The 19075-nt window shown below is 63.1% G+C and carries 19 protein-coding genes and 3 pseudogenes; 13 read left to right on the top strand and 9 right to left on the bottom strand.

The annotated features are described in order from the left end of the window. Nucleotides 1-6: 6 nt before the first annotated feature. The 6 genes and pseudogenes from MKCMC460_RS18950 to MKCMC460_RS31855 all read left to right on the top strand — a co-directional run bounded on the left by MKCMC460_RS18950 (nucleotide 7) and on the right by MKCMC460_RS31855 (nucleotide 4058). Nucleotides 7-843, top strand: coding sequence for a site-specific integrase (locus MKCMC460_RS18950; RefSeq protein WP_255735210.1), 837 nt, complete (start codon nucleotides 7-9; stop codon nucleotides 841-843). Then, nucleotides 801-1109 carry a tyrosine-type recombinase/integrase gene (locus tag MKCMC460_RS31425; RefSeq protein ID WP_255735209.1) on the top strand — a complete coding sequence of 103 codons (309 nt, stop codon included), beginning with the start codon at nucleotides 801-803 and terminating at the stop codon, nucleotides 1107-1109. Before MKCMC460_RS18950 ends, MKCMC460_RS31425 begins: the two co-directional genes overlap by 43 nt. Next, nucleotides 1057-2982, top strand: coding sequence for a tyrosine-type recombinase/integrase (locus MKCMC460_RS18945; RefSeq protein ID WP_238304692.1), 1926 nt, complete (start codon nucleotides 1057-1059; stop codon nucleotides 2980-2982). The genes MKCMC460_RS31425 and MKCMC460_RS18945 overlap by 53 nt, the downstream gene beginning before the upstream one ends. After that, nucleotides 2979-3287 carry a hypothetical protein gene (locus MKCMC460_RS18940; protein ID WP_238304610.1) on the top strand — a complete coding sequence of 103 codons (309 nt, stop codon included), beginning with the start codon at nucleotides 2979-2981 and terminating at the stop codon, nucleotides 3285-3287. The genes MKCMC460_RS18945 and MKCMC460_RS18940 overlap by 4 nt, the downstream gene beginning before the upstream one ends. Nucleotides 3288-3295: 8 nt before the next feature. Further along, nucleotides 3296-3508: pseudogene (locus MKCMC460_RS18935) on the top strand (integrase core domain-containing protein); the annotation flags it as partial. 22 nt (nucleotides 3509-3530) lie between these two features. Continuing rightward, nucleotides 3531-4058: a tyrosine-type recombinase/integrase gene (locus MKCMC460_RS31855; RefSeq protein ID WP_370652886.1), complete on the top strand. Its 528-nt coding sequence runs from the start codon at nucleotides 3531-3533 to the stop codon at nucleotides 4056-4058. Nucleotides 4059-4075: 17 nt separating this feature from the next. Here the strand turns inward: MKCMC460_RS31855 and MKCMC460_RS18930 are convergent, their stop codons facing one another. From MKCMC460_RS18930 to MKCMC460_RS18920, 4 genes and pseudogenes are all read right to left on the bottom strand, one after another. After that, nucleotides 4076-5455 (bottom strand): hypothetical protein, encoded by a 1380-nt coding sequence (locus MKCMC460_RS18930; protein ID WP_238304689.1) that lies wholly within the window; start codon nucleotides 5453-5455, stop codon nucleotides 4076-4078. A 167-nt stretch (nucleotides 5456-5622) separates the two neighbouring features. After that, nucleotides 5623-6783: pseudogene (locus MKCMC460_RS18925) on the bottom strand (IS3 family transposase). Between the two features lie 594 nt (nucleotides 6784-7377). Then, a pseudogene (locus MKCMC460_RS31850) lies at nucleotides 7378-7476 on the bottom strand (type II toxin-antitoxin system PemK/MazF family toxin); the annotation flags it as partial. Between the two features lie 24 nt (nucleotides 7477-7500). Then, nucleotides 7501-8229, bottom strand: a complete 729-nt coding sequence (locus MKCMC460_RS18920; protein ID WP_238304688.1) for a hypothetical protein — start codon at nucleotides 8227-8229, stop codon at nucleotides 7501-7503. 154 nt (nucleotides 8230-8383) lie between these two features. On the opposite strand from MKCMC460_RS18920, the gene MKCMC460_RS18915 reads away from it, so the two are divergent. Further along, a complete protein-coding gene (locus tag MKCMC460_RS18915) occupies nucleotides 8384-9154 on the top strand; it encodes an esterase (RefSeq protein WP_236982337.1) in 771 nt (256 codons plus the stop codon). Between the two features lie 314 nt (nucleotides 9155-9468). Here the strand turns inward: MKCMC460_RS18915 and MKCMC460_RS18910 are convergent, their stop codons facing one another. Genes MKCMC460_RS18910 through MKCMC460_RS18900 form a run of 3 tightly spaced genes read right to left on the bottom strand, consistent with a single transcriptional unit; the run spans nucleotide 9469 to nucleotide 11172 of the window. After that, on the bottom strand, nucleotides 9469-9702 hold the full coding sequence (locus tag MKCMC460_RS18910; RefSeq protein WP_236982341.1) for a hypothetical protein: 234 nt from the start codon (nucleotides 9700-9702) through the stop codon (nucleotides 9469-9471). Beyond that, nucleotides 9695-10522 (bottom strand): iron export ABC transporter permease subunit FetB, encoded by an 828-nt coding sequence (gene fetB, locus MKCMC460_RS18905; protein WP_236982343.1) that lies wholly within the window; start codon nucleotides 10520-10522, stop codon nucleotides 9695-9697. The genes MKCMC460_RS18910 and fetB overlap by 8 nt, the downstream gene beginning before the upstream one ends. Beyond that, nucleotides 10519-11172: an ATP-binding cassette domain-containing protein gene (locus MKCMC460_RS18900; RefSeq protein WP_236983991.1), complete on the bottom strand. Its 654-nt coding sequence runs from the start codon at nucleotides 11170-11172 to the stop codon at nucleotides 10519-10521. The genes fetB and MKCMC460_RS18900 overlap by 4 nt, the downstream gene beginning before the upstream one ends. A 446-nt stretch (nucleotides 11173-11618) precedes the next feature. Here MKCMC460_RS18900 and MKCMC460_RS18895 point away from each other — a divergent pair, with 446 nt between their 5' ends. Beyond that, nucleotides 11619-12287 carry a response regulator transcription factor gene (locus MKCMC460_RS18895; RefSeq protein ID WP_238304686.1) on the top strand — a complete coding sequence of 223 codons (669 nt, stop codon included), beginning with the start codon at nucleotides 11619-11621 and terminating at the stop codon, nucleotides 12285-12287. Here MKCMC460_RS18895 and MKCMC460_RS18890 read toward each other — a convergent pair. Next, the gene (locus MKCMC460_RS18890) at nucleotides 12269-13681 is read right to left on the bottom strand and encodes an ATP-binding protein (protein ID WP_236983995.1); all 1413 of its coding nucleotides are present in this window, start codon (nucleotides 13679-13681) and stop codon (nucleotides 12269-12271) included. The genes MKCMC460_RS18895 and MKCMC460_RS18890 overlap by 19 nt on opposite strands. A 186-nt stretch (nucleotides 13682-13867) precedes the next feature. Here MKCMC460_RS18890 and MKCMC460_RS18885 point away from each other — a divergent pair, with 186 nt between their 5' ends. The 3 genes from MKCMC460_RS18885 to MKCMC460_RS18875 all read left to right on the top strand — a co-directional run bounded on the left by MKCMC460_RS18885 (nucleotide 13868) and on the right by MKCMC460_RS18875 (nucleotide 16869). Then, nucleotides 13868-14557, top strand: coding sequence for a hemolysin III family protein (locus MKCMC460_RS18885; RefSeq protein ID WP_236983997.1), 690 nt, complete (start codon nucleotides 13868-13870; stop codon nucleotides 14555-14557). Between the two features lie 283 nt (nucleotides 14558-14840). Beyond that, nucleotides 14841-16094 carry an MFS transporter gene (locus MKCMC460_RS18880; protein ID WP_238304685.1) on the top strand — a complete coding sequence of 418 codons (1254 nt, stop codon included), beginning with the start codon at nucleotides 14841-14843 and terminating at the stop codon, nucleotides 16092-16094. Nucleotides 16095-16335: 241 nt separating this feature from the next. After that, on the top strand, nucleotides 16336-16869 hold the full coding sequence (locus tag MKCMC460_RS18875) for a hypothetical protein (protein WP_236982346.1): 534 nt from the start codon (nucleotides 16336-16338) through the stop codon (nucleotides 16867-16869). 28 nt (nucleotides 16870-16897) lie between these two features. Here MKCMC460_RS18875 and MKCMC460_RS18870 read toward each other — a convergent pair whose 3' ends face one another. Then, complete coding sequence (locus MKCMC460_RS18870) at nucleotides 16898-17386, bottom strand: glutathione peroxidase (protein WP_236982348.1); 489 nt, start codon at nucleotides 17384-17386, stop codon at nucleotides 16898-16900. Between the two features lie 80 nt (nucleotides 17387-17466). Here MKCMC460_RS18870 and MKCMC460_RS18865 point away from each other — a divergent pair, with 80 nt between their 5' ends. Then, the gene (locus MKCMC460_RS18865) at nucleotides 17467-18177 is read left to right on the top strand and encodes an NUDIX hydrolase (protein WP_236982350.1); all 711 of its coding nucleotides are present in this window, start codon (nucleotides 17467-17469) and stop codon (nucleotides 18175-18177) included. Between the two features lie 9 nt (nucleotides 18178-18186). Further along, nucleotides 18187-19059, top strand: a complete 873-nt coding sequence (locus tag MKCMC460_RS18860; protein ID WP_236982352.1) for a YgcG family protein — start codon at nucleotides 18187-18189, stop codon at nucleotides 19057-19059. The last annotated feature ends 16 nt before the right edge of the window (nucleotides 19060-19075 follow it).

Below are 19075 nucleotides of genomic sequence, written 5' to 3'. Positions count from 1 at the left end.
GTCGCTATGAAACCCGCGGCTTCCGACCTGAGGCTCGAAGGCTCGGTCGGCTGGCGACTGGCCGGTCCTGCCGCGGGTCGGTACGGACTGGTGAACGAGTACCTGGGGTATCTCGCGGATCGGAACTACTCGCCGAAAACGGTGCGCGCGTACGGGTTCGACCTGTTGGCGTTCTGCCGCTGGTTGGAAAGCGAGGATGCCGCGCTCGGTGAGGTGAACACGGATATGTTGCTGCGGTTCTTGGCGGCGTGCCGGGAGGCGCGGCTGCCTGGGCGGCCGGGCCCGAATGTTGTCACCATGGCGGGTCGGCCGGCGGATGCGTATGCGGCCACAACGATCAACCGCCGGTTGGCGGCGATCTCGGGCATGTTCGCGTTTCGGGCGATGCGGGACCCCGACCAGCCCAATCCGGTCCCCAAAGGCCGGGAGGCGCGGCGGGTGGTGCCCGGAGAGAAGACCGGATTGCTGGGTCATACGGTGCGCAAGCCGCGGCCCCGGTCCACGCTGCGGCTGCGGGAGCCCAAACGGCTGCCGCGGCCGCTGACCAGCGCGCAGGCAGGCGAACTACTGGAAAGTCTTCGTACGTGGCGGGATCGGGCAATCGCCGGGTTGATGCTGTACTGCGGGCTGCGCTCGTGCGAGGTGCTCGCCCTGGATGTGACTGACGCCGACATCGGCGGGCGTTGGCTGCGGGTGTGGGGCAAGGGCAGCAAGGAACGCCGGGTGCCGCTGGATGTTGACGTGGCCCGCGCGGTCCAGGTGTATCTGCTGACCGAACGCCCGAATCCGACAGCCGCCGAATGTTCCTCGTCGCGAAAGGCCCGAGTCGCGGGCAGCCGCTGACCGCGGCCGGGCTGCGCACGATCTTCCGCTACCACCGACAGGTCACCGGGATCGTCGGCGGGCATCCGCACGCGCTGCGGCATTCGTTCGGCACCGCCTTGGCAGAGGCTGGCGTCGACCTCACGGTGATGCGGGATCTGTTCGGACACACGCATATCGACACCACGGCCCGCTACATCCATTTGGCACCGACCCGGGTGAAGGAGGAATTCGATGCTGCCCGCGCACGTATCCGCGACCGCGACCGACCCGCAGGAAGTGTATGACGCCTACCAGGCGCATCTAGCCCGCACCGGTCGCGGCAACACTGCATACGACAGCGCCGCGCGCTCGTTTCTGCAGCGCTGGCCCGATCCGCGGGCGTGGGCGGATGAGCCGCTGGCGGTGCGGTGCTCGGCTAACGGTTCCACTCGTCCGATGATTACCTTCTTGATGCTGTATGGGTTCGTCCGGCCGGGCTACGACTATCTGCTCGAACGCAAGATCTCGAGCCTGTGGCGTGAGATCGACGTTTCCCCGATCGGCGCCGATTTGACTCGATTCACTTCTACGGCAACCCAATTGGGGTTTACCGAACGAGTGCGGTCGGCGACCGGCTCGCAGGCGCCGGCGCGGCTGCTGATCCAGACCGGCAAACGCCTCGACCAGCTCACGGCCGCGGATCTGGACGAGTTCGCCGCGGCATGCCGGGACCGCCAGGCCCGTACCGGCGCCGGTTGGGGACACTACAAGGCTGCGCTGAGCAACACCCACCTGGTGCTGTTCCACCTCGCCATCCTGCCCACACCGCCACGCACCGGCGGACCGGTGCCCTTCGCCGACCGGTTCGCCGGGATCACCGAACCGATCGCGACGGCGATGATCGCCTACCTCAACGCCAAGAAAGCGACCTGCACCCGCAAGACCGTCTCCAGCCTGTCGACCCGGCTGATGCACTTCGGCCGGTTCCTCACCGCCACCGACCCCGGCCTGACTCGGCTGTCGCAGCTGGACCGGCGTCGCCACATCGAACCGTATCTGAGCGCGCTCGTCGACACCGTGAACACCAAGACCGACGGTGTGATCACCGCCGCCGAACGTTCCCGCCGGGTGCTGGCGTTGGGAAACTTCCTGTCCGACATCGCCGAATGGGGCTGGGCCGACACCCCGACCCGGCGGCTGGTGTTCCGTGGTGACATCCCGCGGCTGCCGCAGCCGTTGCCGCGGTATCTGCCCGTCGACGCCGACCGCCGACTCACCCAGGCGCTGAGGGCAAGCGACTACGAACTTGCAGCATCCGCGCTGCTGCTGCAGCGGTCCTGCGGGCTGCGGATCGGGGAATTGCTCGACCTCGAACTGGACTGCGTGCACGAAATACCCGGACACGGAACCTGGTTGAAGGTGCCGGTGGGCAAACTCGACACCGAACGGATGATCCCGCTCGACGAGGAGACCGTCGAGCTGATCGACCGGATCGCCGAGATCCGTTCCAGCGGCAGGCCGCTGGACCATCCCCGCACCGGCCGACCCGCCCAATTCCTGTTCACCCGACACGGACACCGCCTGTCCCAGAACGCGATCCGAGAAGAACTCGACCGCGCCGCCACCGCTGCCGGACTCGACCACATCACCCCACACCAACTGCGACACACCTACGCCACCGCACTGGTCAACGCCGGAGTGTCCCTGCAATCGCTGATGGCGCTGCTCGGACACGTCTCCGCGCAGATGAGCCTGCGCTACGGCCGCCTGTTCGACACCACCGTCCGCGCCGAATACGAGCGTGCCCTCACCCTCGCCAAAGACCACCTCACCGCCCTGCCCGCCACATCGACCACCTCAGCACGCCAAGCCCTGCCGCTGGCCGACATCACCGGCGGCGGAACATGGACCGACGCACCAGCAATCAAGTCCCGCCTCGCCGGCGGCTTCTGCCTACGCGCCCCCGCTCAAGGCGCCTGCACCTACGCCAACATCTGCGAACACTGTCCCAACTTCCGCACCGACACCAGCTACCTGCCCGTCCTCGCCGCCCAACGCACCGACACCGAAACCCTCGCCAAAGACGCCGAACAACGCGGCTGGATCAGCGAAGCAGATCGCCACCGCAAACTCATCGAACGACTCGACGCCGCGATCGCCCAGGCCCAAACCGGATGAACGACCTACCATCTCGCGTCGAGCAAGCCTGCATCGATCTCGCCAACAACCACCAGCCCGTCACCTTCACCGCCGTTGCAGATGCCGCGCACATCTCCCGCGCCACCCTCTACCGCAACCCCACCCTCCACGCCCTCGTCGAACACCACCAGCGATCCAGCACACCGACCAGCCCTCTCGACCGCCTCGACGAAGACGTCGCAACCCTCCGCATCGCCATCAAAGAACTCGCCGACCAAATCCGCCGCCATGACCAACAAATCCGACGTCTTAACCGGTTAACCACCAAACCGTCCACCGATTAGCCGGATAATGCGGGGACAATGCGGCGATGGAATCGTTCTTCGCCCTTCTGCAACGCAACGTGCTCGACCGGCGACGCTGGTCGACCCGAGCCGAACTGCGCCTGGCAATCGTGAGTTGGATCGAGCGGACCTACCACCGGCGCCGCCGGCAACGCGCACTTGGCAAGCTCACCCCGATAGAGTTCGAACTGCTCCACACACCAGTCGCAACCGCGGCCTGAAATTCACAACCCCGCGAGTCAATTGAAGTCGGGGCAGTCCCTTTTTCATGTTGGTAGCCCGAAGACCGATGAATCTGAGCGGACGGTGCCTCTAGAGCGGTGGCTAGCCGATGACCTACGGAGCTACATCGCCAACCACCACGGCACCTGCCTAGAGCCAACAGCGCCCCTGTTCCCTGGCCGATTGGACCTGGCCGCTGCCAAAGCTGCGGGCAGAAACGTCAAGGATTCCGCAGACCGATTCGATTGGTCCAAGCCGCTTGACCCTAGCAACGTCTACAAGCGATTCATGCAGCCAGCGCTAGCCGCCCTCAAGCTACCGTCGGCGCGGTTTCACGACCTACGGCATTCTTTTGCCGTGAACCTGCTTTCCGCTAGCCCGCCAGTCGATTTTAAGCGGGTTTCGAAGTGGCTAGGGCACAGCACCTTCACGCTGACTTTGGACGTGTACGGCGACCACATCAATGAGGACGTTTCACAGCCCGCTGGTCTGGCGCGGCCCGTTGCGGTGCAGTCAAACGTAGTTCCGATGCAGCGACGCAATGCATGACTCGGTAGGCAAAGGCTTTATTGCAGTCCGTCGAAAACGCTCGTATGCAGAATTACTCTTCGGATACTACGCTTGTCTTTGAAAGGAACAAGACGGTCCTCTGGAGCTTGCTTGCCGTCATCAGAATCTTTCGATTCAGTGTCATCATCAACTTCAAACAAACCTTGAGGCTCGGCTTTGGTGCGTTTCAGGTCGATGTAGGTGCCGTAGTCAAGTGCATAAATGTTATATCTTTTGCCGGGATTCTCTTTGTCGCTATATCCCCGAAGAATCAAATGGAGTAACCGTAAATCAAATAGCGTCTGAATCATTGGGTGATCCGCATCGGCCCGCGAAAGCATGAACATTTTTGTTTGGCGGCTTCCGATGACATCTTGAATTATGCGATGGAGAGCCTCGCGCTGATCGGTGGATAAAGAAGTAGATTTATCAGTCTCGTACCAATCCCGGGCAGCTTCTTCGACCGAATGCAGGTCGATTTTGGGACGGCCAGTAGTAAGAGCTTTAAAAAACGCCGCGCTGAAGATCCCCAGAAAGTCTCGTACAACTCCTTCGCCGGCCCTTACAAGTTCCACAAATGTGGCGGGCTCTGTGAACAGTCGCACGCGAAATGATGTCGCATCTTTGATGTTGTGTTCGGTAAGTATTCCAGGGTCTAGATCTGATGTCACGTGCTTATAAAGCAGCTCGTGAAATACCGTTACCACCTTTTCTCTGTTGCGGTCGTAGACGTAAAAATCATCTAGGTCCAGATTGGCTGCTATGTCGGCGCCTAACTCAAAGCCGATGATATTGCGGTCAGTATCGGTCAGCGTGAACCGCGACCTATATTCTAATGAGGCGATTTTGACAGTGATGCGATTTGATGTAAACAAAGATCGACGAATGAATTCTGCAATGAATGGCTGAATTTCGACGGGAAGTGAAGTCCATTCGTCGATCAAAAGAATCAAATGGTCAACTTTCATTGCGGCGAGCGTGATATTCAGCTTTTGGTGAACTTCACTAAAAACTAGGCTTTCACGGAGTGCCTCTTCATATTCAACCTGGCGAGCAGTCGCTTTCTCATGACTATCGGATGCTTTTAAGCCTCCCTCAAGACTTCCGCTAATTGAACCTTTTAAGCTGGCTTCAAGTCCATCCGTCGACTTCGCAGAGCTGGTATCTTTAATGTTTCTTTTTGCTACGTCCACAGATTTTTGGGCAATGTATTCGGCAAAGTCGCTCACTTCTTGCAGGCCGGATCCATCACTTTCTGGATGGGTTGCAATATCAAGTAATCGACTTTGGAGCAATCCTAGAAAATCTTTAAATACGGCAATGCACCTATCGGCAATCGGTCGGGTGGTATCTGTGAATAAGTGTGAGCTCCCAAGTAGACGGATATCAATATACATAGAATGAGATCCAGAATTTTGTTCGAAAGCTTGCCCTAGTACCTGCAAAACGTGTGTTTTCCCGGTGCCACGTCGACCATACAAGATCTGGTTGTTGTGATTTTCGAGCTGCGGCAGTATTCCCGTTTCGACATAGGGTCTGCTGCACGATCAGGTGACAGTTTCGGTCACGCGGCCTGACTGGCCGGTGTGGTCATGATTGCTTCGAATTCGATCGGGGTCAACCGCCCGAGGCCGGACTGGCGGCGGCGCCGGTGGTAGGTGCGCTCGATCCAGGTGACGATCGCGATGCGGAGTTGTTCTCGGGTGTCCCAGCGGCGGCGGTCGAGCACGTTCTTCTGCAGCAGGCTAAAGAAGCTCTCGATGGCGGCGTTGTCGCCGGCGGCTCCGACACGGCCCATAGAGCCGACCATCTCGTGTTGATTCAAGGCGTGTACGAATTTCCTTGACCGGAACTGAGATCCGCGATCCGAGTGCAGAATGCACCCCGCGACATCTCCGCGTCGGGCTACCGCGCTGTGTAGTGCCCGGATGGCCAGTTGTGACTTCATTCGGAGTCGATGCTGTAGCCGACGATCCGGTTGGAGAACACGTCCTTAATCGCACAGAGGTAGAGCTTGCCCTCACCGGTGCGGTGCTCAGTGATGTCACTGAGCCACAACTGATTTGGCCCTTCAGCGGTGAAGTCACGCTCGACAAGATCGTCGTGCACCGGCGGCCGACTTTGCCGTTCTTGCCGCGTTTCTTACCAAACACGCTCCACAGTCGATTCTGCGAGCAGATCCGCCATGCGGTGCGCTCGGCCATCGGCTCGCCGGCATCGCGCGCCTCCTCCACGAGGTAGCGGTAGCCGAACTCCGGATCGTCTGCGTGCGCGTCGAACAGCGCATTGGCGCGGTAGGCCTCGATGAGTTCGGCCTCGGTGATGGGGTCGGCCAGCCAGCGGTAATACGGTTGGCGGGAGAGCTTGAGTACCCGGCACGTCACCGCGACGGGGATCCCGTCGGCGGCGAGCTCTTTCACGAGCGGGTAGACCCTTTTCCCGGCAGATTGGCCTGCGATAAATACGCTGCGGCCCGGCGCAGCACCTCGTTCTCTTGCTCTAGCAGTTTGATCCGCCGTCGGGCTTCGCGCAGCTCACCGGACTCGCTGGCGCTCTTGCCGGGCTTGGTGCCTTCGTCGATGTCGGCCTGACGGAGCCATTTCTGCAGCGTCATCGGGTGCACTCCGAAATCGGTGGCGATCTGCTCGATCGTTACACCGTCATCGCGGTTGCGAGCGACCCGGACGACGTCGTCGCGGAACTCGCGGGGGTAGGGCCTTGCCATGGGGACATCCTTCCAGCCCGCCCATGCTGGGCAAGCCAACTCAGATGTCACCTATTCGTGCAGCAGACCCATACGTCTTCTGCAACACTGTCACGTCAGGTTCGCGTTCTGAGCGACTAGCGATACTGCTGACCGCTCGCGCTACACGGGGATCTTCGATAAACGACGCCACTTTGCGGCCCCCTCAACTGTTTCCTGCGAACTGATGGTCCATCGGGCGGAGTTGATTGTAGGCGCAGGGCGGCTGTGTAAAGCGGGCTACGCGCCGAGCATGTCCGATCTGCCGTCTTGAATGCATTAATCAATCTAACGAACCCGCCAGCAAACCCGGTTTCGCGGAGGCTCTTACGCAATCGTTACGCAAGACTGCACCCTACCCTCTGACCTGCGACGATGATACAAGTACTCAGATTGAATGCTCTGATCCAACGAAAGTTATTGGAAGACAAGGGATTCAACGTGATCAAAAGAATACCCGAAACCTGTTGCGGGGCACGCAGTTTCGACTCAAAACCGCGAGTCAGCAGGACTCATAATCCGTTGGTCGTGGGTTCGAGCCCCACCCGCCCCACTCCCCCACAATTGACAGCGGTTCTACACCGCGAGCCCGAGGAATACCAACAGCGCACGGTCAAGCCGAACGAGGTCGCCGTTCGAAAGGCGACCGATCTGGCGGGTCAGGCTGGTCAACGGTCGGGAGTAGGCGAGCCGGTCGGCTCACTCCTCGATGGCACTCTGAGCGCCCTGGCCCGGGTTGCGTTTCGCGCGTACGGCCGGCCGCGTCGACGGCCGCCGCGGAATGCGGTCTCTGAGGCCACTCAGCGAGGTGACCATCCTGTTGAGGGTGTCGACGGCAGCCTCGAGGGTGTCGGCGGTGGGCGTCAATTGCTCGACGGCGGGCTGGAGCCGACTCAGGATTTCAGCGGCTTCGGTGAGTTGTTCCAGCGGTCCATTCTTGGCCAGCAGCTTGTCGATGATGCCGTCCTCGACGAACATCCGCTCGATGATGCCGTCTTCGGCGAACATGCGCTCTAACGGCCCATCCTCGGCGAGCAGTCGGTCTACGAGCCCGCCGGGCGCCAGGATCCGCTCCAGCGAGGAGCTACTTCCCGCGGTCACCCGATCCAGCAACCCGCCCGGGGCGTCCAACATGTCGACAACCCCACCCGGACGCATCAGCTTGTCCGCCGGGCCACCGCGGGCAAGAGCGCGCCCCATCGCCCTGTCGCTTTCGGTCAATTCCGCAACCCGGTTTGCGCCGACGATGGCGCCGCGCAGCGGGAAGAGATCGGTGATCGGGTCTGCCCCCTGGGGGGCGTCCTCGCCCAAGGATTGCTTGACGGCCCCGAGCGCCATGGACGCAGCGGCGAGTCCGGCGTCGGCCACCTTGACGCCGGCTCGGACAGGGCCTTTAACTGCGCCGACAATGAGCTCGCTGATGTTCACGCGGCAAGTGTATGGCTGAGTCGGCTTGTGGCGGCCTTTTCGGTTCGGACTACCGTGGGCAGCGGAAACTCCGCTCGCTTTACCTTGCGGAACACTGCACGCTAATCTCGCGTCCGCGGCGCGCTGCCGCGTTCGCTTGGAGGGATTCACACACATGCGCCTGTTCAACGTCGCCGCACTCGTCGCGGCTGCGGCCATCTCCGGTTCCGCTGCGGTGGCCAGCGCGGCGCCGAAAGATTACTGCGCCGATCTCAAAGGCACTAGTACCGGCACCACCTGTGCGATCCAGCTTTCGGACCCCGCGTACACCGTCGACATCAGCATCCCGCTGGATTACCCCGACCAGCAGCCGATCGCCGACTACATCTCTCAGACACGTGACACGTTCATCAATGCGGCCAAAGGTGCGCCCCACGACAAACCCTCTGAGCTGAAGATCAAGCCGACGGAATACAGCTCGGCGATCCCACCGCGCGGCACCCAGACTGTGGTGTTCAACGTGTACCAAAACGTCAGCGGCGCACAACCTAGGACGACCTTCAAGGCGTTCAACTACGACCAGACCTATCGCAAGCAAATCCTCTACACAGCCAAATCGGACGATAAGAAAAACACGCCGCTGTGGCGGGTCGACGATCCGCTGAAGACCGTGGGGCCGATCGTCCAGGCTGAGTTGCAGAAGCAGCAAGCCCCGCCTCAGCCCGCCACGCCGCCCGCGCAACCGGGGCAGTCGACTACCGCCACCGCACCGCCGCCGTTGCCGATCTCGCCTACCGCGCTGTACGACCCCGCCAACTACCAGAATTTCGCGGTGGTCAACGAAGGCGTGATCTTCTTCTTCGACCAGGGCGCGCTGCTGCCCGACTCAGCGGGGGCGGTGCAGGTGCTGGTGCCCCGGTCGGCGATCGACCCGATGCTTGCCTGAGATTAGGCAGTGAGCGCTGGCCGCCCTGGTTATTTCCGAATCTGGCGAATTGGCAAGGCGCACAAGCCATTCAGCTAGCGCGGGGCGCGCTGCGCGTTGCGCGGGGTAGTCATCTCGGGCTACCCAGGCGCCCAGCAGCTGCTGCAGGTTCATCGGATCGATAGCGACATTCGCACCGGCGCAGGCCAGGGTGCCTGCCCGTTCGAGTTGCCGGTCCCGATGATCGAATCAGCCGACCTGACCGAAGCAATGGTCTATCTGTGCGGGCAGGCCGGCCGCTAGATCACCGGTGTCACACTTCCCGTCGACGCGGGCTACACCGTCAGATAGTGCCAGGCCGGCGGGCTGAGCTCCGGCCTGGCCAACGATATCCAGTTGCTGCGGGTCACCGCTCCGCCGTTCCACTCGAATCCGTTGCCCGCGGGTTCTGGCCTGTCCACAGTGTGGCTGGCCGCCGGCAGCTTCTTTGCCGCGCGCGGGAGCGAATGCATGGCCTGCCAATGCCACACCGGCGAGATCGCCGTATCCGGAGATCCAAGGTCATCCACGGCGGCGACGAAAAGCCTTCTGCCGCAACGTAGCAGCGCCGGTATCGGCCCGCCGTGGCAGCGGCATCAACCGATGGTCAGCCGTGAACAAATGGCGCACCAGCCCCAGTGCCAGGATGACCGTCGTGATCGCCACGGCGCCCAGGATGACGAACATGACCACCGCTTGAACCAGCACGGCCTGCAACGGCGCCACCCCGGCCAGGATGAGCCCGGTCATGGCACCGGGCAAAAACACCAGCCCAGTGGCCTTGGTGGTCTCGATCTGGGGAGACACCGCCGAACGCAGCGCGATCCGCACATACGGGGCCGCCGCCTGACGCGACGACTGACCCAAAGCGAGCCGGGCCTCGACTTCCTCGCGTTTGTCGCGCAGTTCGTCGACCAGGCGTCGCGCTACCAGCACGGTGGCGGTCATGGAATTGCCGATCATCATGCCCACGATGGGAATCAACGTTCGACCGCCCAGCGGGAAGACCCGCAGCCCGAACACCACACTGAGCGTGATCACCACCATGGCGGCGAACGCCGCAGTCGCCAGCCGTGCCAGCCCAGGCACCTCCGGAGCCCGCCGGCGCACCACGTCGCCCGCGTAGAGAACCATGCCGGCGGTCCAGGCCCACGACCACCACAGCGAGCGTCCGGGCTGCAGCAAAAGCGCCAGCGCCTCGCCGACCAGCAGCAACTGCACCAGTGCTCGGGTTGCGGCCCACAGGATCGACCGCTGCAGGCCCAGGCGCTGCCACAGCGAAATCCCGGCGGCCAACACGACCAGCGCCAGCGAGGCTAGCAAACCCAGCCAGCCCACCTGGCCGGTCACGGCGCGACCACTTCGATGCCCAGGCTGCGGCCGTGTTCCACGCGCAGGACGCGGTCGGCGATGCGTTGGATTTGCGCCGGGTCATGGCTGACCCAAAGGACGTTCATTCCCTCGTTGGCAAGCCTGCGCACGGTCTGCTCGATCACCTGTGCTGCCGCGGCATCCACCGAAGCCGTCGGCTCATCCAACAGCAGCACGCGCGGATGCGTTAACAGCATGCGCGCCAGACACATTCGTTGTGCTTCGCCACCCGACAACGCGGTCGCGTCGCGTTCGAGCCAGCTGCCGGTGAGTCCGACGCAGGACAACACGTCGGCCATTTGCGTAGAGGTTGCGGCAGGGTCAGCGACCGCAAGATTGTCGGCTACCGAGCCGGGAAACGGAGTCGGCCGCTGAAAGCACATGCCCACCCGACGCCGGAGCTGCAACGGATCCAGCGTCGTAACGTCGTCACCCTCGAACAGCACCCGCCCGGTGGTCGGGACCTCGAGTCGATTGCACAGACGCAGCAACGTCGATTTTCCCGAGCCGGACGGTCCGGATACCGCAGTGACTCCACCGTCCGGCAGCGTCGCATCGAAATCGACGAGGGCGTGCACGCCATTGCGCTCGACGGTGACGCCCTCGAAGCAGAACAGCGCACTCACCAGCTGATGTTATGTGGTTCGATTATCGCCGTTGAGAGCCAGCTCCCACTAGTTGCAGCCGTCAGGAACGGTTCTTTCCGTTCGGCATTCCAAGGATGGCCATCGTGCTGTCCGAGGGCCCGGACCGGAGTCCCTGTGCGATTCCGCGTTCAATTTCGTTGTCAGAGAACAATGTGTGGGCTGGCGATGGCGCTCGACAGGCGCAACCCAGTGCCGCGAAGGGGCTTGGTCCAGCTGTAGCAGAAGGCGTCAATAGTGCGCCGCCGATGATGAGGGCACCGCTGACAAGGGTTTTCGTACACATTCGGGCCTCGGCTTATTTGACTGTTTCCGTGCGTGTTCACGACTACGGGACGAGCCGAGCTTAGGAGGCGAGCGCTGAGAGATCGCTGAGAATAGGTGTCGCGTTGTCAGGGCGGTTCGCGGTCCGCCGACTGTAGCGTGCAGATATGAGGGTCCTGCTCGTCGAGGACGAGGCAAGGTTGTCGGCGACGCTGTCCAGGGGATTGAAGGCCGAAGGGTTCGTAGTAGTGGCCGCTGGCACCGGCGACGAGGGTTTGCACGAGGCGACCGAGAACGCCTTCGACGTCGTGGTGCTCGACATCATGCTCCCGGGCTACAGCGGGTATGAGGTGCTGCGTCGCATGCGGGCGCGCGGTGTGTGGACGCCGGTATTGATGTTGACTGCCAAGGATGGCGAGTACGACCAGACCGACGCGTTCGATCTGGGCGCCGATGATTACCTGACGAAGCCGTTTCCCTTCCGGGTACTGGTGGCGCGACTGCGTGCCCTGGTGCGCCGTGGCGCACCTGCACGGCCGGTGGTGTTGACTGCGGGATCCCTGTCAATGGATCCTGCTCGCCACCTAGTCCAACGCGGCTCGACGCCGATCACCTTAACCCCCCGCGAGTACGGGTTGCTCGAATTTCTGATGCGCAATAAAGATGTGGTGGTGACGAAAGCCGAAATCTTGGGCAATGTTTGGGACGCCCACTACCAGGGTCCTGACAATGTGGTCGAGGTCTACGTCGGGTATCTGCGCCGCAAGATCGACGTTCCGTTCGGCACCAACACGATCGAGACGGTCCGCGGCGTCGGCTACCGATTGACCTGTTGAGACTTGTGTTGTGAGAAGGCGACGATCATCAGCGTTCCGCCGCCGGTGCGGTCGTCGATAGTGACTGTACCGCCATGCGCGGCAACGACTTCTGCGACAATCGCCAGCCCCAAGCCGGTTCCGCCCCCACTGCGGGAGCGATCTGTGTCCAGACGCACAAAGCGTTCGAATACGCGGTTTCGCTCGGCGGGTGCGATGCCGGGGCCGTCGTCGCCGATGGCGATCAGCGACGAACCGTTCCGCGTGCTGACGTCGATCGATACAAGCGACTTGGCGTGGCGGACAGCATTTTCGGTTAGGTTGCGAATCACTCGTGAGATGGCTGCCGGGTCACCACTCAGACGTGCCGGGGCGATGTCGGTTTGGACGATGCCTGTGAATTCCGTTCGCGCCCGCGCTGCCTGCGCCTCGGCGAGTTCGTCGATGGCAATTTCTTCGCTTCGGAGTACCAGGGTGTGTTCATCCGCACGAGCCAACATCAGCAGGTCTTCGATCAGGGCGTGCATGCGTTGAGCCTCGGGAAGCAGAGTGGTCAAAACGAAATCCGAGTCGAGCAGTTCCGGGTGATCCTCGGCGAGCTCCAGCCCGGAGATGATGGTGGACAGCGGACTGCGGAGCTCGTGGGAGGCGTCCCCGACGAAGCGCCGCTGCGCTTGGTGGCCGGCTTCGATGCGCGAAAGCATTTCGTTCATGGTGACAGCGAGGGCCGCAATCTCATCGTTACTGCGGGGGATAGGTACGCGTTCAGAGAGATCAGATGTGGAGATTTCGGCGACTCTGCCGCGAATTGCGTCCACGGATCGGAGAGAGCGTCGCACGAGTCGGTAGCTCGCTGAGGCAGCTACGGCAACGATGACCGGTGCGCCGCAAGTGAGTAGCAGCGCGACTGTCCGTGCTGTGCCCTCGACCGCTTCGCTGCCCCCACCCACAATCACCGTGTAATCGCCCGACGGGGTCCTCACCCGCTGGCCGCTCAGACGCATGTCGTCGTTGGGCGACGCGTCATCGGAAATGCTGCGGCGCAAGCCGTAACCTAGAGCGGTGACAGGCATCAGCGGTTTTCCGGGCGCCGACCCAGATCGCCGCACCACGTTGCCGGCCGGGTCGATCAACTGAACGGCCACTACACGCTGATCCGTGGCCAGCAGAGCATTGTCAACGGTGTCGAGCGAATTGGACTGCAGCGCATCCACGATGGCGTGGACTCTGCCGGCGGTGGCATCGTCGACGCCTGCAATCAGCGATCTGTACAGGACTACATCCAATGTCGCGCCCGCAATCGCAAATGCGAACAAGACGGCCAATCCCGACACTGCGGCTGAGCGCGCAGCGATGCCCAACTTGGGAGGCCACACCGCACGCACGCGAGCGCTGAGCCACCTCAGCCATGCCATCCTCATGCGCACAGTCTCATTCTGCCGTGCTGAGAACTAACTGAGTATGCCGCCCGGCCGGTGTACGGCGAAGCGGATGTTGCAAACTTCTCAGCGGTTCTTCAGCACCTCCTACCTACGCTGGGCGCTGCCATAGTGAGGAGGCAAATCGTGAGTTGCCATACTGATTCGATCCACCGTGCCGGAATAGACGGACCGGTGGCCGAATATGACGGCGGTGCCGCCAGCTCGGCCGTGTTGGCCAGGCCGCGCTGGCGCGGCTGGATTCATTTTTACTGCGCTGTTGCGGCATTGTTCGCCGGCGCAGCGCTGGTGACGATGTCCTGGGCGCAGGTCTCCAAGTTGGCGGGACACGCCACGCTGGCCTACACGCTGGCGATCGTGGCGATGTTTGCGGTCAGCGCTATCTACCATCGCGTCTACTGGCAGTCGGCGACGGCCCGTGGCTGGATGCGACGGCTCGATCACTCCATGATCTTCGTATTCATCGCCGGAACTTACACGCCTTTCGCCAGACTGGAGATGCCGCGTACCACAGGGCACGTAGTACTCGGGATCGTGTGGGGCGGTGCGCTGGTAGGCATTGCGCTGAGCCTGTTCTGGCCGACGGCCCCGCGATGGGTGGGGGTCGCACTTTATCTGTTGCTGGGCTGGGTAGCGGTCTGGTACACCAACTTGATCGTCTACAACGCAGGGGTGACCGTCATGGTGCTGTTGGCGCTCGGCGGACTGCTCTACAGCGTCGGCGCGGTGTGCTACGGGTTACGCCGGCCGGATCCGTGGCCGAGCGTCTTCGGTTATCACGAAGTTTTCCACGCGTGCACTGCGGTTGCGGCGATTTGCCAATACATCGCGATTTGGCTCGCTGTCTTCTAAAGCGTCTCGGCGACAATGGGTCTGATGCTAGACGCAACGAGCGCGGACCCTCTTCCACGCATCAACGTGTGATGAAAAGTGCTGGGATCAAACGTTATCGGCCATCGAGTCGGTGGCGCTCGGAACCACCTCAATCATCGCGTCCAAGGCATACCGCCTTCCTGCAAGGCGTGCCCGGTGCTGCATGTACTAGTGCGCCGCGCATGAATCTCTGCAGTCGCACTCTCTTACAACAGATTCAGCGTTGTGCCCCGCTCACCGGCAGGAGGATGAGATGTCGGGAATGCAGACACTCGAGGGTCCTGCTGATATAGATTTTCTCGGCGCCGGCGCGCGCTGGTCGATCCTGGCAATTGCGCTGTGGGCCACTGCAAGTTCCTTCTTGTTCATCAATGGTTTTGCCTTCTTGATTCCTGCCCTGCGATCGGCCGGCGGGATCCCACTGACTCAGTCCAGTCTGTTGGCGTCGATTCCGAGCTGGGGAATGGTGCTCACTCTGCTTCCGTGGGGTTACGCTGTCGATCGCCTCGGCGAGCGAACGGTCCTGACTGTCTCCTCCGCGCTGACTGCCGTCGCGGCATTCGCCCTGGCTTCGCAGCATTCGTTCTTCGCAATCGGTGCCCTGCTGTTTCTGGGCGGGATGGCCGCAGCCGGCTGCAACACCGCAGGTGGTCGACTGGTGTCAGCGTGGTTCCCGCCGCATCAACGTGGTGTGGCGATGGGAATCCGTCAAACTGCTCAGCCGGTGGGAATCGCGTTGGGAGCGTTGGTGATGCCGGAACTGGCCGAGCAGGACGCAATTTCCGCGCTGTGGTTTCCCGCTGTGTGCTGCACTATCGCCGCCGTGATCGCCGCCATTGGTATCGCCGATCCCGGGCGGAGAGCCCGACAATGCGCCAGCATCGAAGAACTGGCCAATCCGTATCGAGAGTCCTCGGTGTTGTGGCGGATACATGCGGTGTCGGGATTGATGATGATGCCCCAGGCGGTGACCGTGACGTTCATGCTTGTCTGGTTGATGGACCACCGGGGTTGGTCGTCCGCGATGGCGGGCGCCTTGGTGACTGCCTGCCAATTGTTGGGTGCGTTGGGCCGCATCGTGGTTGGCCGATTGTCTGATCGCCTCGGCTCGCGGATGCAGCCCGTGCGCGTCATCGCCCTTGCTGCCGCGCTGACGCTTTTCTTGTTGGCCCTCACCGATCACCTAGGCTCACGGCTCGACGTGTGGTTCATGGCAGCGATCACGATCCTCGCGGTGCTCGACAATGGTTTGGAGGCGACAGCGATCACCGAGTTCGCGGGCCCCTTTTGGAGTGGACGAGCGCTGGGCGCGCAGAACACCACCCAACGAGTGATCGCCTCCGTGGGGCCTCCGGCGTTTGGGGCGTTGATCAGTACTACGGCCTATCCGCTGGCATGGGCTCTCTGCGGGCTTTTCCCATTGCTTGCGGCCCCGTTGGTGCCGGCCGACCTGGTGCCGCCCCGCCTCCAACAGGGGGTAGGTCGCAGGCCGGGCGCAGGATCTACCAGCAATTAATGACGCGGAGCGAATGCGCGCTTGGTTGTCGATAGCACGGGCAGTTGGATGCGGCGGGCAACTGCCCGGGCTACTCGGAGTCACTCCACAGCTTTTCCGCAGGGTAATCGCGCAACATATGGCGTAGCTTGAGCCGACGCGCAGACACACGCGCAATGCAGGAAAACCAGCCGCGGCGCGGATACGGTGTCGGCGTCGAGTGGAGACAGTCCGCACGTCCACACCCAGCACAGGGGGAACCGTGAAGTCCATGAAATCCATTGCCGTGAGCGTTGCCGCGCTGGCCGCTGTCGGTGGTGCGGCAGCATTGGGCTCCGGTGCATCCGGTGTCCCGCTCGCCGCCCAGGTTCAGCTGGCCTCCGCCGGCGCGCCGCTGCCGCTGGATCCCGCGCCCTCACCGACGCCGTCGCCCGCCCCCGATCAAAACGTGCCGACCGCGGACCAGATCACCTCTATCCTCACCAATTTGTCCGATCCTGGCGTGTCGTACCACACCAAGGACAGCCTGGTCGAAGGCGGCATCGGTTCGGGCGAGGGCCACGTGATGGATCACGAGCTGAGAAAGGCCTACCGCAACGGTCAGCTGCCGCTGTCCTTCGCCGTGACGAACATTCAATCGAACGGTCCGACGACGGCGACCGCCGACGTGGCCGTCTCGGGCCCCAAGCTGCCGGCGCCGGTCACCAAGAACCTGATGTTCGTCAACCAGAACGGCAACTGGGTGCTGTCCAGCCCCTCCGCAACGGAGCTGGTGCAGGCGGTCTCCGGGCTCTGACGCCCGCTTGCTCTGACGCCGGCGCCGCTTACCGGGACAGCACGGCCTCGATCGCGCTGATCACCTCCGGTGCGTCCGGTTCGGTCCGCGGCCGAAACCGGTTGACCACCTCGCCGTCGGGCGCGACGAGGAACTTCTCGAAGTTCCACTGAATGTCACCCGCCTTGCCGTCGGCGTCGGGGGCCTTGGTCAGCTCGGCGTACAGCGGATGGCGGTTGTCGCCGTTGACGTCGGTTTTGGCCAGCAACGGAAACGTCACCCCGTACGTCGTCGAGCAGAACTCCTGAATCTCCTCGGCCGTGCCCGGCTCCTGGCCCATGAACTGATTGCAGGGAACGCCCACGACCGTCAGACCACGGTCGCGGTAGTCCCTGGCCAGCTTCTCCAGTGCCGTGTACTGCGGGGTAAGCCCGCACTTGGACGCAACATTCACGACCAGCGTTGCGCCGCCGGACAATTCGGCCAGCGTGGCCTGCTTTCCGTCGAGGGTGGTCAGGGCGATGTCGTTGAGGGTCACGCCGACGACGCTAACACTGCGTTGACGTGCCGGCCTCGGCAAGGCAACGTGACGGATGCCCGAACCGAGGAGCTGCCACCATGAACGCCGAGACGCCAGAGGTTGCCGCGGCCACCGTCGTCCTGGGCCGCGACGGCGCCGACGGCTTCGAGGTGCTGATGCTCAAGCGGGCCACGACGACGTCGTTCGCCGGGGGAGCTTGGGTCTTTCCCGGAGGTCGGGTGGACCCGGCCGACGCCGGGACGGACTCGCTCGACAGCATCGAGGCGGCCCGCCGCGCGGCGGCGCGAGAAACCTTGGAGGAGGCCGGAATTCACCTTGACGGGAACACGTTGTCGGTGATCTCGCAGTGGAGTCCGGGTCCCGAGGCCCCTAAACGTTTCCGCACCTGGATGTTGTTCAGTGTCGCGATCGACGCCGGCGAGGTGGTTGTCGACGGCAGCGAGATCGTCGATCACCGGTGGATCAGCCCGGCCGACGCCCTCGAAGAGCACGGGCACGGCCGAATGGTGCTGCTGCCCCCGACCTGGGTGACGCTGCACCAGTTGTCGGCGTACCGCGATTGCGCCGCCGCGACGGCCGGGGTCGAGTCAATGCCGTTCGAGCACTTCGAAAGTCACCTCGTCACCGCACCGACAGGCATGGTCATCCTCTGGCACGGCGACGCCGGCTACGACACCCGCGACGCCGACCTGCCCGGTCCGCGGCACCGCTTGACGATGCGGCGCGGTCCGTGGGTTTACGAGAGAAGCTGGGCCGCATCACACGGCAACAGCGCAACGGCGAGCTAGATTACCCGCATGCGCATTGCCCGCTCGCTCGCTGCACTCCTGACGGTCCTCACAGCTGGCCTGCTGCTTGCAACCCCGGTCGGCGCGCAACCGCCGTCCAAGCTCACCGAGCACATCACCGACACCACCGGCGCGTTGACGGACTCCGACCGGGCGGCGGTCAGCTCGGCGATCGACCGGCTCTACCGGGACCGGCGCCTCCAACTGTGGGTGGTCTACGTCGACAATTTCTCCCGGTTCAAGCCCGACAACTGGGCGGAGAACACCCGCGCCGCCAGCAAAATGGGCGCCCAGGACGCGCTGCTGGCCGTGGCTACGAACACCAAGTTGTACGCGTTCTCCGTTCCGGGTCTTTCGGTATCCGAGTTGAGCAGCCTGCGGAGCACGAAAATCGATCCCGAGGTGAACGCCAAAGACTGGGGGGGCGCCGCGGTCGCCGCCGCCGACGGGCTGAACAAATCCGCCAGTTCGACGAATTCGTCATCGCCGAACTGGCTGTTGATCGCGACCTGCATCGGCATCGCGGTGGTCGTCATCGTGGCGCTGATTCTGCTGATTCGACGGCGTCGCCGCCGCCGCGCGGCGCGGGGACATTCCGACGCAGGCGGGCGCGTTGATTCCCTGGAGCAGGCGCTGTCCACCGCGGACGCCCGGCTGCGGCAGATCTCCGACTACGTCGCCAAGCACCGCAAGGCCGTCGGCGACCAGGCCCAGGCCCAGCTCGAAGACGCCAAGCGGCATCTGGCAGCGGCGCACGGCAAGCAGGCCAGCAACGAAGCCGAAGCCATCGCCTACGCCAACAGGGCGTCGGTACTGGCGGCGCGGGCCCAGGAACTGGCCAACGCCGACGTGGTGGCGGCGCACCGCACGCCGCGCCGATGAGACCCGGTAACCTCGC

This window comes from Mycobacterium sp. 20KCMC460 (genome assembly GCF_022179425.1).
Taxonomy (GTDB): domain Bacteria; phylum Actinomycetota; class Actinomycetes; order Mycobacteriales; family Mycobacteriaceae; genus Mycobacterium; species Mycobacterium kiyosense.
Note: the sequence above shows the minus strand (reverse complement) of the source record. Positions and strands in the feature narration are given on the sequence as shown.

Excerpts from the sequence above, each read along its gene's own strand:
- MKCMC460_RS18930 (WP_238304689.1), bottom strand. The coding sequence starts at position 5,455 with ATGTATATTGATATCCGTCTACTTGGGAGCTCACACTTATTCACAGAT.
- MKCMC460_RS18895 (WP_238304686.1), top strand. The coding sequence starts at position 11,619 with ATGAGGGTCCTGCTCGTCGAGGACGAGGCAAGGTTGTCGGCGACGCTG.
- MKCMC460_RS31425 (WP_255735209.1), top strand. The coding sequence starts at position 801 with ATGTTCCTCGTCGCGAAAGGCCCGAGTCGCGGGCAGCCGCTGACCGCG.
- MKCMC460_RS18915 (WP_236982337.1), top strand. The coding sequence starts at position 8,384 with ATGCGCCTGTTCAACGTCGCCGCACTCGTCGCGGCTGCGGCCATCTCC.
- MKCMC460_RS18945 (WP_238304692.1), top strand. The coding sequence starts at position 1,057 with ATGCTGCCCGCGCACGTATCCGCGACCGCGACCGACCCGCAGGAAGTG.
- MKCMC460_RS18940 (WP_238304610.1), top strand. The coding sequence starts at position 2,979 with ATGAACGACCTACCATCTCGCGTCGAGCAAGCCTGCATCGATCTCGCC.
- MKCMC460_RS18880 (WP_238304685.1), top strand. The coding sequence starts at position 14,841 with ATGCAGACACTCGAGGGTCCTGCTGATATAGATTTTCTCGGCGCCGGC.
- MKCMC460_RS18865 (WP_236982350.1), top strand. The coding sequence starts at position 17,467 with ATGAACGCCGAGACGCCAGAGGTTGCCGCGGCCACCGTCGTCCTGGGC.
- MKCMC460_RS18890 (WP_236983995.1), bottom strand. The coding sequence starts at position 13,681 with ATGGCATGGCTGAGGTGGCTCAGCGCTCGCGTGCGTGCGGTGTGGCCT.
- MKCMC460_RS18950 (WP_255735210.1), top strand. The coding sequence starts at position 7 with ATGAAACCCGCGGCTTCCGACCTGAGGCTCGAAGGCTCGGTCGGCTGG.
- MKCMC460_RS18860 (WP_236982352.1), top strand. The coding sequence starts at position 18,187 with ATGCGCATTGCCCGCTCGCTCGCTGCACTCCTGACGGTCCTCACAGCT.